We start from the raw sequence: 12,571 nt of genomic DNA, 5'->3' as shown, positions 1-12,571 counted from the left end.
GGACGATGAAACGACTGCTTGTCGCGACCCTGCTCGCCGCCGCCCTCGCACCCGTCGCCGCGCAGACCGCGTGGCCCACGAAGCCGGTACGGTTCATCAACAACTTCCCGCCGGGCGGCCCCTCCGACCTGATCGCGCGCTCGATCGCCGACGTGCTGGCCAACCAGTTCAGGCAGACCTTCATCGTGGAGAACAAGCCAGGCGCCAGCGGCAACATCGGCGCGGACGCCGCGGCCAAGGCGGCCGCCGACGGCAGCACGGTCCTGTTCGGCATCGACAGCACCTTCACGGTCAATCCGCACATCTACAAGGGCATGCCGTTCAGGACGACGGACCTGCGGCCCGTCCTGATCATGGCCTCCTCCGGGCTGCTGGTGGGGGCGCATCCCGCCAGCGGCTTCAGGACCCTGCAGGATCTGGTCGCGGCCGCCAAGGCGAAGCCGGTGACCTTCAGCTCCGCCGGCAGCGGCAGCCCCGGGCACCTCGCCGCGGAAGTGATGACCGAAGCCACCGGCGCGAAGATCACGCACGTGCCCTACAAGGGCAACACGCCGGCCGTCACCGCGGTGCTCGCCGGCGAAGTGACCGCCGGCGTGCTGGCCACGCCGGGCATGCTGCCGCACGTCAAGGCCGGCAAGATCACCCCACTGGCCGTGACCAGCCGCAAGCGCTCGGCGCTGGCGCCGGAGGTCCCCACGGTGGCCGAGGCCGGCCTGCCGCAACTCGAACAGGAAGTGCTGTACCTCGCGATGGTTCCCGCCGCCACGCCCGAGCCGGTGGTGCAGGCGATGCAGAAGGCGATGGCGGACGCGCTCGCCCGTCCCGAGTTGCGCGCGCGGCTGGAAGGGCTGGACCTGCACTACGAAGGCATCGCCGGCGCGGCGGCGGGCAGGCGCCTGGCCGACCTGTCCGAGCGCTATGGCAAGGTGATCCGGGTGACCGGCATGAAGGTGGAATGATGGCGCGACGCCCCAACGTGATCTTCATCGTGGCCGACGACCTCGGCTTCGCGGACCTGGGCTGCTATGGCGGCCGCGAGGCGGACTTCGGCGCGGTGTCGCCGCAGCTGGATGCGCTGGCGGCCAACGGCCTGCGCTTCACGCAGGGCTATTCCAATTCCCCCGTCTGCTCGCCCACCCGCTTCGCGCTGATGACGGCGCGCTACCAGTACCGCCTGCGCGGCGCCGCCGAGGAACCGATCAACAGCCGCAGCCGCGGCAGCAGCACGCTGGGCCTGCCGCCGGAACATCCCACGGTCCCCTCGCTGCTGCGGCAGGCCGGCTACCGCACGGCGCTGGTCGGCAAGTGGCACCTCGGCTACCCGCCGCATTTCGGCCCGCTGCGTTCCGGCTACGAGGAGTTCTTCGGCCCGATGTCGGGCGGCGTCGACTACTTCACCCACTGCAGTTCCAACGGCCAGCACGACCTCTGGTCCGGCGAGCAGGAACGCGCCGAGGAAGGCTACCTCACCGACCTGATCTCGCGCCGTGCCGTGGACTACGTCGAGCGCATGGCGCAGGAACCGCAGCGGCCCTTCTTCCTCAGCCTGCACTACACCGCGCCGCACTGGCCCTGGGAAACGCGCGAGGACGCGTTGCTGGCCCGGGAGGTGAAGGACAACCTGTTCCACCTGCACGGCGGCAACATCCACACCTACCGCCGCATGATCCACCACATGGACGAAGGCATCGGCTGGGTGATGCAGGCCTTGCGCCGCCACGGCCTGGAGCGCGACACGCTCGTGATCGTCACCAGCGACAACGGCGGCGAGCGCTTCTCCGACAACTGGCCCCTCGTGGGCGGCAAGATGGACCTCACCGAAGGCGGCATCCGCGTGCCCTGGATCGCGCACTGGCCGGCGGCGATCCGCCCCGGCGGGCTCGCCGCGCAGCACTGCATGACCATGGACTGGTCCGCCACCGTGCTGGAGCTGGGTGGCGCGCAGGCCGATCCGGCCTACCCGCTGGATGGCGTGTCGCTCGCCCCGGTGCTGCGCGATCCGGAGCGCGGCTTCGCCCGCCCCCTGCACTGGCGCATGAACCACCGCAGCCAGCGTGCGCTGCGCGACGGCGACTGGAAGTACCTGCGCGTGGACGGCCACGACTACCTGTTCGACCTCTCCGCCGACGAACGCGAGCGCGCCAACTTCGCGGGCCGCGACCCGCGGCGGCTGGCCGACATGCGCGATGCCTGGGAGGCCTGGAACGAGACCATGCCCCCGATCCCCGAGGACGCGACGGTGAGCCTGGGCTACTCGGTGAAGGACATGCCCCAGCGGTGAGCCATACTGCGGCCGATGTCCCCGCTGTCCCGTTGGTTTCCCTTCCTGAGCTGGCCCCGCCCCGACGCCCAACTGCTGCGCGGGGAGGCCGTCGCCGCGCTCACCGTCGCCGTCGTGATGATCCCGCAGTCGGTCGCGTATGCCGGTCTCGCCGGCATGCCGCTCGTGACCGGCCTCTACGCCACCTTCCTGCCCGCGCTGCTGTCGGTCCTCTTCAGCGCCTCGACGCGCCTGTCGGTCGGCCCCTCCGCCCTCAGCAGCGTGCTGGTGGGCGCCTCCCTGGCCGGCATGGCGCAGCAGGGCAGCGCGGGCTGGGTCTCGCTCGCGGTGTGGCTCGCATTGCTCGCGGGCGCGCTGCAATTCGCCGTCGGCGCCACGCGCTCCGCCTGGGTGCTCAACCTGGTGAGTTCGCCCGTGCTGGCGGGCTTCAGCCAGGCGGCGGCCCTGCTGATCATCGCCTCGCAACTGCCCGCGCTGCTCGGGCTGGAAGGCTCCCTGGACCAGCTCCTGCATTCGCCGCGCATCGACCTGCAGGCCCTCGCCTATGGCACGGTGAGCCTGGCCGTGTTCGTGCTGGCGCGCCGCTTCGCTCCGCGCTTCCCGATCATGGTGGTGGTGCTGGCCGCCGCCGGCGCGCTGGCCTTCGCCACCGGCTATTCGCAGCACGGCGCCGTAGTCGGCCCTCTGCCGCAGGGACTGCCCTCGCCCTACCTGCCGCACTGGCCGGGCTGGGAGCAGTTCTCCACGCTGCTGGCGCCGGCCCTCGTGCTCGCCCTGGTCAGCTCGCTGGAGATGGCCTCCAGCGCCAAGATCGAGAACCAGCGGGACGGCCGGCGCTGGGACGCCAACCAGGACCTCGTCGGCCAGGGCGTGGGCAAGCTGGCCTCCGCCTTCTCGGGCGCCTTCGCCACCAGCACCTCCTTCTCCCGTTCGGCGCTCACCCTCTACGCCGGCGCGCGCACGGGCTGGGCCACGGTGTTCGCCTCGGGCTTCGTGCTGCTGGTGCTGCTGTTCCTGACGCCGGCGCTGTCGCACGTGCCCAAGGCGGTGCTCGCCGCCGTGGTCGTCGCCGCCGTGTCCAGCCTGTTCAAGCCGCGCGTCTTCGCGGAGCTGTGGGGCATCGACCGGGTCGAGGCGGCGACGGCCGCCGCCACGTTCGCCGTCACGCTGCTGTCGGCGCCGCGCATCTACTGGGGCGTGCTGACGGGCGTGCTGCTCGGACTCGCCTACTTCCTCTACCTGCGGCTGCATCCGCGCATCATCGAGACGGGCCTGCATCCGGACGGCAGCCTGCGCGACCGTCACCTGTGGAAGCTGCCGCCGCTGGCGCCACAGCTGTTCGCGCTGCGCATGGACGCGGAGCTGGACTTCGCGTCCTCCAGCGACATGGAGCGGGCGATCGTGGAGCATCTCGCCGCCCATCCCGACGTGCGCCACGTGTGCCTGTTCGCGCAGCCGATCAACCGCATCGACGCCACCGGCGTGGAGATGTTCCGGCAGCTGCGCAAGACGCTGAAGGAGCGCGGCGTCACCCTGCACATCAGCGGCATCAAGCTCCCGGTGGAGCGCGTGCTGCAGCGCGCCGGCGTGCTGCAGCCCGACCCGCTGCTGAAGATGTACCGCACGGACAACGAGGCGCTGCACGCCTTCGGCACCCTGCGCGAAGACGAGGTGCTGCCGGAGCCTACTTCGGCCGAGGACGCGCCAGATTCCGCCCCGGCGCGCTGAGCCGGCCCTGCCGCAGCTCTCCCACTGCCTGCGCCAGCGCCCGCGCCGCATTGCGCACTTCCTCCTGCACCGCCTCGTCGCGGTCGAGCGCCTGGTGGCTGGTCGCATAGGGCTCGTAGTAGCCGATGTAGCGGTCGAGGCGGCTGCTGGCGCCGGCGTCGACGAAGCCCATCCAGTCCAGCCAGTCGCACAGGATGCGGCGCGCGCCGTCGATGCCGGCCACGTCGCCGTGCACGACGACTCCGTAGGTGCGGCCCGCGAGGTGCTGCGGGTACGACCAGCCCTTCAGCTCCAGCGCCTTCGCCCGGGCCGCGTCCTTGCCGCCCGTGGTGGTGGGGTCGGGATTGCCGCCGTCGGCGCAGACCAGGCGGTCCATCATCAGCTTCAGCGGGCTCGACATCGCGTACCAGTGCGTCGGCGAGAGCAGCAGGATGCCGTGCGCCGCCGTCCAGCGCTCGTAGATCTCCGCCATCCAGTCGTTGACCTGGTTCGTCGCGTGGTTCGGGTAGCAGCTGCAGGGCCAGTGGCACAGGGGCATCGCGGTGGACACGCAGCCCTTGCAGGGATGGATGTGGCGGTCGAAATCGGAGGTGAGCTGGCTCAGGTCCAGCAGGTCGGTCTCGAGGCCCTCCGACCCGAGGGTCTCGCGGGCGATCCGCGCCAGCCGGAAGGTCTTGGACATCTCGCCGGGGCAGCTGCCGTCGTTGCGGGCCGCGCCGGAGATCACCAGCACGCGCGAAGGCGTCGCCGGGTCGGCCCAGCGCGCCTGCGCGGCCCGCAGCCGCCGGCGCGTCTCGTACCACTCCACCGAGAGATCGTAGTCCGGGTCCTGGAATTCGCTGCCAGCCTTGCGGGTGACCGGCGCCTTGCGCCCCTGGGAATAGGCCTCCCAGGCGATCGCTTCCAGCCGCGAGATCGCCTGGTCTTCCGCCCGGTAGGCAGGGTCGAGGAAGCGGGCGCGGAAGCGTTCGCGGAATTCATCGCGCGAGTGCAGGCCTCCCCACTCCCCCTTGCGGACATCGGGCGGCTGACTGGCCATGGCGGCTCCTGGGATGCGAACCCTGCCGAGCCTAGCGGAAGCGATGCCGCCGGGCTTGCCAGACAACAGCGGCATACACGGCAAGATTGAAGACTACGAGACCGGTCCCCAGGGCCCACTGCAGTCCGCGCGTGAGGTCGGCCGGATAGAGCACCGGCAGCAGGTAGTGCTCGACGAAGCCGCCTTCGTAGCCGGCCTCGCCGCCGGCCGCGCGCAAGGCGTTCTCCAGCGGCGTGAGCGGGCAGGTGCGGCCGCTGAATTCGACGAAGGCGGCCCAGGCGAGGGCCGGCAGGTGCAATAGCGCAACCCAGCGCCAGCGCAGCGCCAGCAGGCCGCCCGCCACCGCGAAGACGACGAAGGCCAGGTGCAGCAGCACCACCGCGTCCGCCAGCACCCGCCAGCTCATCCCGCGCTCACGATCCAGCCCTCCAGCGGATCGAGCTCCTCCGGCAGGCCGTAGCGCGGCGCGCCCTGCCGCGCGGCCCACGCCGCCTGCACCAGGCACAGCACCGCGTCGAGGCTGTCGCCGCTGGCGTCCTCGGCCAGCGCGTCGCGCTGCGCGTGGGTGAGCTTCAGGCGCAGCCCGAGGCGCGAGCGGCCCTGCTCCAGCGCGGTGATGAGGTCCTTGCGCGCGATCAGGCGGTCCGGCGTCTGCTTCGCCTTCTCGTCGCTCTTGTAGCTGCGCCGCGCGATCAGCTCGCGCGCCAGCAGCCCCGGGTAGGCCTCCAGCGCCACGCGCCGCGGGTCGCCCGCGTGCAGGCCGGGGATGTCGACGTCCGCCGCCAGCAGCAGCGGCACGGCGGCGTGCAGCATGTAGGCCACCGGCGGGTTCACCCACTTCATCGAGGGGCTGGAACCGGCCAGCTTGTCGAAGCGGCGGTGCGCGAACTTGGAGCCCGCCGGGCGCGCGGCGCAGTAGGCCGCGAAGGTCTCGCGGATCTGGGGCCGCGTCAGCCCCGCGTAGTGCCGCATGCATTCGCGCCATGCGGTCGGCCAGCCGAGGTGCTCCACCAGCGCGCGCGGCAGGCCGAAGGGAAAGTCGAAGCCGCCGATCCACTCCCGGGGCTCGCGCAGCCAGTCGCCGAAGGCTGCCAGGGACTCGAAGCGCTCGATGCGCGCGAGCTGCACCCGTCCGCCGGCCTCCTCGCCGAGCGCCAGCAGGATCGGCTTGCGCCGGGTGGGCGTGCTGGAGAAGTCGCAGCCGAGGAGCATCCCGCTAGCCTAACGCGAGCGCCATCACGCCGGCGGCGATGCAGGCGGCGCCCGCGACGCGCACGGCGCGGTCGCCTTCGCCCAGCAACTGCCCACCGATCAGCGCCGCGAACAGCATCGACACCTCGCGCGCCGGCGCCACGTGGGACAGCGGCGCGACCTTCACCGCGTACAGCACCAGCACGTAGGAGACGGGGCTCACGACGCCCACGAACAGCGCGTGCTTCCACTGCAGCCGCCAGAGCGCGCGGGCCGCCGGCGGGTCGCGCAGCACCGAAGGCCCGACGACGAAGATCCGCAGCACCGCGCCGACGTAGTCGACGAGGATGGGCGACAGCAGCATCACCTTGACCGCGTAGCCGTCGACCACCGTGTAGCTGGCGATGAAGACGCCGCTCGCGACGCCGTAGAACATGCCCTTGTGCAGGCGCCTGCGGGCCTCGGGATCGTGGCTGCGGCGCCAGAGGGCCGGGCCGCCGGCGATCAGGAACACCCCGCCCACCACGCCGGCGATGCCGGCCGCGCCGAGCGCGGAGAGCGTTTCGCCGAGCAGCCAGAGGGCCGCGAGCGAGGACAGCAGCGGTCCCGCGCCGCGCGCCAGGGGATACACGACGGTCAGGTCGGCCTTGCGGTAGCCGCGCAGCAGGAGCAGGTAGTAGCCGGAGTGCAGCAGCGCGCTGAGGGCCAGCAGCGCCCATTCGCGCCCGCCCCACTGCGGCAGCGCGCGCCAGCCGATCCAGACGCCCAGGGGCGCCCAGGTGAGGATGTTGACGACGGTGGTGAAGGCGGCGAAGCGCACGTCGCCGCCAGCGCGTTTCGCGACGATGTTCCAGCTGGCGTGGATCACGCCCGCGAGCAGCACCAGCGCCAGCGCACCGACGGGCATCGGGCGGCGCGGCGCTCAGCTGCGGCCGCAGATCGCGGCGGTGGCCGCGAGGTCCTTCAGCAGCGCGAGCGAGACCTTGCCCGCAACCGAATACGGGTCGAGTTCGGTCTTCTCCGAGTACTTCAGCAGGGTGGAGTGGTTCAGCTTGGAGATGTTGACCTGCCCCATGCTCCAGGCGCCGAAGCAGCGCTCGGAGATCTCTTCGTAGTGCAGCAGGGCCACGTCCTTGTGGCGCGGATCCCTCTGGATGGTCGCGAACAGCTCGCTGACCTGCATGCGGCCGCCTTCGATGCACTGCAGGAACACGCCGTCCCCGTAGCACAGGATGCCCGTGATGCCGCAGGACGGGTTGTGCTCGCGCCCTTCGCGCAGGATCGCCTCCACGGCGTCCCCGCTGGCGTTCACCGCCCGGCTGCAATAGAGGAGTCGCACCAGCATGTCAGCCTCCGCCGAGCCGCCTCAAGGAGGCTGAAGCCCCCTCGGGGGGCAGCGACCCACACGAAGTGGGGAAGCGTGGGGGCAACATCTTCTTCAGTCCTTCTGCGGGATCAGCGCGAGGAATTCGCGGCGCAGGGTGGGGTCCTTCAGGAAGGCGCCACGCATCACCGAATTGATCATCTTGCTGTCCAGGTCCTTCACGCCGCGCCAGGCCATGCAGTAGTGGCGGGCTTCCATCACCAGCGCCAGCCCGTCGGGCTGGGTCTTTTCCATGATCAGGTCGGCCAGCTGCACCACGGCTTCTTCCTGGATCTGGGGCCGGCCCATGATCCACTCGGCCAGCCGCGCGTACTTGGACAGGCCGATCACATTGGTGTGCTCGTTGGGCATCACGCCGATCCACAGCTTGCCGACCACCGGGCACAGGTGGTGGCTGCAGGCGGAGCGCACCGTGATCGGGCCGACGATCATCAGCTCGTTGAGGTGCTCGGCGTTCGGGAATTGGGTGATGGTCGGCGGATTGACGTAGCGGCCCTTGAACACCTCGGTGAGGTACATCTTGGCCACGCGCCGGGCCGTGTCGCCGGTGTTGTGGTCGTTGCTGGTGTCGATCACCATGCTGTCCAGCACGGCCTGCATCTTCTCTTCGACCTCGTCGAGGAGCCTCTCCATCTCGCCGGGCTGGATGAACTCGGCGATGTTGTCGTTGGAGTGGAATCGCTTGCGCGCCGCCAGGACGCGCTCGCGGATCTTGACCGAGACCGGCGTCCCCTCGTCGGGGTCGACCTGGCTCAGTTGGCTGGACGGATCGGCTTTCATCAACATGGCGACTGTAACACCGGGGATTTTCGACCCTGGATAGATGCTACGAAGCCAGCAGCCGTTCCAGGTCTTGCAGGGTGTTCGCCTCGTGCAGCGGCTTGTCGTGGCGGATGCGCAGCATGCGCGGGAAGCGCACCGCGATCCCGCTGCGGTGCCGGCCGCTGCGCTGGATGCCCTCGAAGCCCAGCTCGAACACGAGGCTCGGGCGGACGCTGCGCACCGGGCCGAACTTCTCGATCGTGGTCTTGCGGATGATCGCGTCGACCTGGCGGAACTCCTCGTCGGTGAGGCCCGAATAGGCCTTGGCGAAAGGCACCAGCTGCAGCTCGCCGGGCTGGGGCGGCTCCTTGCGGGCCATCCTGGCGAGGACCGCGTCCACCTCCGCCCGGTCCGCCGGCGGACGGTTCCAGACACCGAAGGTGTAGTCGGTATGCACCGAGGATCGGCGCCCGTGCCCCGGCTGCGCGTAGACCAGCACGCAGTCGACGCTCATGGGGTCGATCTTCCACTTCCACCACAGGCCCTCGGCCTTGGTGCGGCCGGTGCCGTAGGCGGCATCGAGCCGCTTGAGCATGAAACCCTCGACGCCGCGTTCGCGCGATTGCGCGCGCTTGCGGGCGAATTCCAGCCAGGAGGCTTCCCGCTCCACGGGCGAGAGCCGGAACTCCGTGCCGGCCAGCAATGCTTCCAGCCGCGCACGCCGATCCCGCTGCGGCAGGGCGCGGACGTCCTGGCCGTCCTGCTCCAGCAGGTCGTAGGCCATGAAGCCGACCGGCGCTTCCGCCAGGATCTTCTTCGTCAGGTTCTTGCGGCCGATGCGCTGCTGCAACAGGGCGAAGGGTGCGGGCCGGCCGGCGATCTCGCCGGTCTCCGGGTCGGCCTCGTCCTTCCAGACCAGGATCTCGCCATCGAGCACCGTGCCATCGGGCAGCGCCCGCGCCAGCGCCTCGATCTCGGGGAAGCGCTCGGTCACCAGTTCCTCGCCGCGGGACCAGATCCAGACCTGGCCGGCCCGCCGGATCACCTGGCCGCGGATGCCGTCGTACTTCCACTCCACCATCCAGTCCGTCACCGGACCGAGGCGGGCCGTGAACAGCTCCGGCGGGAGGTCGAGCTGGTGGGCCAGGAAGAAGGGATAGGGCTGGCCCGCGTCGGCTGGCTCGGCCACGCCCTCCTCCGCCTTCGCGACCAGCGCCTCGTAGCGCTCCGGCGAGGGCATGACCTTGCCGTCCGTGTAGCCCATCATGCGCTGGGCGACCCGCCTGGCGTCGATGCCCGCATGGGTGGCGAGCGCGCGCTGCACCAGCAGCTTGCTCACCCCGACGCGGAAGCCGCCGCCCACCAGCTTGGTCAGGAGGAAGCGCCCGAGCGTGTCGAGCTCCCACCAGTAGCCGCCGACCCGCTCCGCCACCTCCTCGTCGGGCAGGCCGCGCAAGGGCAGGAGCCGCTGCTCCACCCACTCCGCCAATCCCACGTCCGAAGGCGCGTCGCCGCGCGGCAGCACCAGTGCGATGGTCTCCGCGAGGTCGCCCACCTGCTGGTAGCACTCGTCGAACAGCCAGTCCTCGACCTGCGCCAGGTGGCAGGCCAGGCCGACCAGCGAAGCCGTCCTGACCACCTGTCGCGGCTTGCCGCCGGCAAGGAAGTACACGGCCCAGGCGGCGTCGCGCGCCGGCGCCTCGTCGAAATAGCGCGTGAGCGCCTCCACCTTCTCGTTGGTGGAGGTGGTGGCGTCGAGCTCGCTGAAGAGGCGGGAGAAGCGCTTCATCGGGCCACCGCAACACCAGACAGCCGAACGCAGAGGGCGCAGAGAAAGCGCAAAAGACGCAGAAGGATTCCATCCAGAAAAGGGCTGTTCCTTCTGCGTCTTCTGCGTAACCTTTGCGCCCTCTGCGTTCGGTATCTGGTTTTGAGGGACCTCACGATACCTCTCCGCCCGCCTCCAGGTCGGCCTCGACCACGTCGTCGCCGTACTCGGTCTCGAACGCCTGCGCCTGCAGGCCGCGCTCGCGCAGGTGGCGCACCATGGCCGGGGAACTGCCGTGGGTGACGATCACGCGCTGCGCGCCCGTGGCGGCGATGGCTTCGTGCAGGCCGGGCCAGTCGGCGTGGTCCGAGAGCACGAAGCCGCGGTCGTAGCCGCCGCGGCGGCGGTTGCCGCGCACCTGCATCCAGCCGCTCGCGAAGGCGGTCTGCGCGGCGCCGAAGCGGCGCATCCACGGGCTCGCCGCGGCGCTGGGCGGGCAGATGACGAGGCAGCGCCGCAGGTCCGCCTTGTCCTTCACGTCGGTGACCATTGTCGTGTCCGGCAGCGACACGCCCGCCGCGCGGTAGGCCTCGTTGAGCGGCTTCACCGCGCCGTGCACGACGATGGGCGCGATGGAGGGATCGACCCCCGCGAGCACCCGCTGGGCCTTGCCGAAGCTGTAGCAGGCCAGCACGCTGGCGCGCCCGTGGTCCACGTTGCGGGCCCACCAGGCGTTGATGTCGCCGAACACCTCCTCGTCCGGGCACCAGCGGTAGATCGGCAGCCCGAAGGTGGACTCGGTGATGAAGACGTCGCAGCGCACGGGCTCGAACGGCGTGCAGGTCGGGTCGGGCGCCACCTTGTAGTCGCCGCTCGCCACCCACACCTGCCCGCCGTGCTCCAGCCGCACCTGCGCGGACCCGAGCACGTGGCCGGCGGGATGCAGCGAGACCGTCACCCCGTGGTGCTGCAGCGTCTCGCCGTAGGGCAGCGTCTGCAGCGCGATGTCGCCCAGCCGCGCCCGCAGCACGCCTTCCGCGGGCGCGGCGGCGAGGTAGTGGCCGTTGCCGTGGCGCGCGTGATCGGAATGCGCGTGGGTGATCACGGCGCGGGCCACCGGGCGCCACGGGTCGATGTAGAAGTCGCCCGGCGGGCAGTAGAGTCCCTCGGGCCGCTGGACCACGAGATCGCCGTTCACAGGTACTTCTTCCCCTGGATCGCCAGCAGCGCCCGCATCACGATCAGCGCGAGCCGTTCCTTGGCGCGCTGCAGCGGCGGCCGCCGCTCGTAGGCCGCCGCATCCATGCGCTGGCCCTCGTGCTGCATCGCGGCCACCAGCCGCTCGCGCAGCCGCGCGGCGAAGCCCCGGTCCTCGACGACGACGTTCGCCTCCCGCGCCAGCAGCAGGCTCAGCGGATCGAGGTTCGACGAGCCCACCGTCGCCCAGCGGCCGTCGATCACCGCCACCTTGGCGTGCAGGAAGCTCGGCGCATATTCGTGGATCTCCACGCCCGCGCGCAGCAGCGCGCCGAACACCGGACGCGAGGCGTAGTACTGCATGAAGTACTCGTAGCGTCCTTGCAGCAGCAGGCACACCCGCACGCCGCGCCGCGCCGCGCTCACCAGCGCCCGCCGCATGCGCCCGCCCGGCACGAAGTAGGCGTTGGCAATGAAGATCTCCCGGTGGGCCCGGCCGATGGCGCGCAGGTAGGCGCGCTCGATGACCGCGCGCCGCCGCAGGTTGTCGCGCAGCAGCAGCGCGGCCCGCACGTTGGCATGCACCGCGTCGGGCGGCACCGGCGGGGCGGCCGTGCGGCCCGCGGCGGTGCGCAGCAGCTCGAAGGCCCCACTCCACTTCGCGCGGCGCAGTTGCCCGACGGCCGCGATGCGCGACCACTGCCGCACGATGGTGGCGCGCATCTCCTGCACCAGCGGACCCTCGACGCGCAGCGAGAAGTCGAGGCGCGGCGAATCGAGGGGCCCGTGGTTCGGGTCGTGGTAGTCGTCCAGGATGTTGATGCCGCCGCAGAAGCCTGCCGCGCCGTCCACCACGCACAGCTTGCGGTGCAGGCGCCGCCACTGCCCCGGCCACAGCAGGCCGAAGTACCCCAGCGGCGAATAGACCACCCATTGCACCGGCGCCTGCTCGAAGCGGTCGCGCCAGAACGGCGGCAGCTCCGGCGTGCCGACGCCGTCGACGATCAGGCGCACGAGCACGCCGCGCCGGCCGGCGCGCTCCAGCGCGTAGGCCACCTCGGCCCCGCTGCCGGTGAAGTCGAAGATGTAGGTCTCCAGCAGCACCTCGCTGCGCGCCGCGTCGATCGCGGCGATCAGCGCCGGGAAAAACTCGCGGCTGCCCTCGAGCAGCTGGAGGTGGTGGCCGGGGCGCAGGGGCGGGACTGCGTGCGGCATGCGGGC

General features: G+C 71.1%; 12 protein-coding genes. 3 read left to right on the top strand and 9 right to left on the bottom strand.

Features of this window, described 5'->3' with window-relative positions; all coding sequences use genetic code 11:
• The first annotated feature begins 5 nt into the window (after positions 1 to 5).
• Genes JJ685_RS23945 through JJ685_RS23935 form a run of 3 tightly spaced genes read left to right on the top strand, consistent with a single transcriptional unit; the run spans position 6 to position 4,009 of the window.
• Positions 6 to 959, top strand: coding sequence for a Bug family tripartite tricarboxylate transporter substrate binding protein (locus tag JJ685_RS23945; RefSeq protein ID WP_201676872.1), 954 nt, complete (start codon positions 6 to 8; stop codon positions 957 to 959).
• Complete coding sequence (locus tag JJ685_RS23940) at positions 959 to 2,281, top strand: sulfatase family protein (protein ID WP_201676957.1); 1,323 nt, start codon at positions 959 to 961, stop codon at positions 2,279 to 2,281. The genes JJ685_RS23945 and JJ685_RS23940 overlap by 1 nt, the downstream gene beginning before the upstream one ends.
• Before the next feature lie 15 nt (positions 2,282 to 2,296).
• Complete coding sequence (locus JJ685_RS23935; protein ID WP_201676871.1) at positions 2,297 to 4,009, top strand: SulP family inorganic anion transporter; 1,713 nt, start codon at positions 2,297 to 2,299, stop codon at positions 4,007 to 4,009.
• Here the strand turns inward: JJ685_RS23935 and JJ685_RS23930 are convergent.
• The 9 genes from JJ685_RS23930 to clsB form a co-directional block, all read right to left on the bottom strand.
• Positions 3,966 to 5,048 (bottom strand): flavodoxin family protein, encoded by a 1,083-nt coding sequence (locus JJ685_RS23930; protein WP_201676870.1) that lies wholly within the window; start codon positions 5,046 to 5,048, stop codon positions 3,966 to 3,968. The two genes, JJ685_RS23935 and JJ685_RS23930, sit on opposite strands and share 44 nt — an antisense overlap.
• Before the next feature lie 31 nt (positions 5,049 to 5,079).
• On the bottom strand, positions 5,080 to 5,454 hold the full coding sequence (locus JJ685_RS23925) for a DUF2784 domain-containing protein (protein WP_201676869.1): 375 nt from the start codon (positions 5,452 to 5,454) through the stop codon (positions 5,080 to 5,082).
• Positions 5,451 to 6,260 (bottom strand): DUF429 domain-containing protein, encoded by an 810-nt coding sequence (locus JJ685_RS23920; protein ID WP_201676868.1) that lies wholly within the window; start codon positions 6,258 to 6,260, stop codon positions 5,451 to 5,453. The genes JJ685_RS23925 and JJ685_RS23920 overlap by 4 nt, the downstream gene beginning before the upstream one ends.
• Positions 6,261 to 6,264: 4 nt before the next feature.
• The gene (locus JJ685_RS23915) at positions 6,265 to 7,146 is read right to left on the bottom strand and encodes a DMT family transporter (protein WP_201676867.1); all 882 of its coding nucleotides are present in this window, start codon (positions 7,144 to 7,146) and stop codon (positions 6,265 to 6,267) included.
• Positions 7,147 to 7,161: 15 nt separating this feature from the next.
• Positions 7,162 to 7,584, bottom strand: coding sequence for a BLUF domain-containing protein (locus tag JJ685_RS23910; protein ID WP_201676866.1), 423 nt, complete (start codon positions 7,582 to 7,584; stop codon positions 7,162 to 7,164).
• A gap of 93 nt (positions 7,585 to 7,677) precedes the next feature.
• A complete protein-coding gene (gene folE / locus JJ685_RS23905) occupies positions 7,678 to 8,409 on the bottom strand; it encodes a GTP cyclohydrolase I (RefSeq protein WP_201676865.1) in 732 nt (243 codons plus the stop codon).
• A 40-nt stretch (positions 8,410 to 8,449) separates the two neighbouring features.
• Positions 8,450 to 10,174, bottom strand: coding sequence for an ATP-dependent DNA ligase (locus JJ685_RS23900; protein ID WP_201676864.1), 1,725 nt, complete (start codon positions 10,172 to 10,174; stop codon positions 8,450 to 8,452).
• A gap of 151 nt (positions 10,175 to 10,325) precedes the next feature.
• Positions 10,326 to 11,351, bottom strand: coding sequence for a ligase-associated DNA damage response exonuclease (locus JJ685_RS23895; RefSeq protein WP_201676863.1), 1,026 nt, complete (start codon positions 11,349 to 11,351; stop codon positions 10,326 to 10,328).
• Complete coding sequence (clsB, locus tag JJ685_RS23890; protein WP_201676862.1) at positions 11,348 to 12,565, bottom strand: cardiolipin synthase ClsB; 1,218 nt, start codon at positions 12,563 to 12,565, stop codon at positions 11,348 to 11,350. The genes JJ685_RS23895 and clsB overlap by 4 nt, the downstream gene beginning before the upstream one ends.
• Positions 12,566 to 12,571 lie beyond the last annotated feature (6 nt).

It is taken from the genome of Ramlibacter monticola (assembly GCF_016722785.1).
GTDB classification, from domain to species: domain Bacteria; phylum Pseudomonadota; class Gammaproteobacteria; order Burkholderiales; family Burkholderiaceae_C; genus Ramlibacter; species Ramlibacter monticola.
Note: the sequence above shows the minus strand (reverse complement) of the source record. Positions and strands in the feature narration are given on the sequence as shown.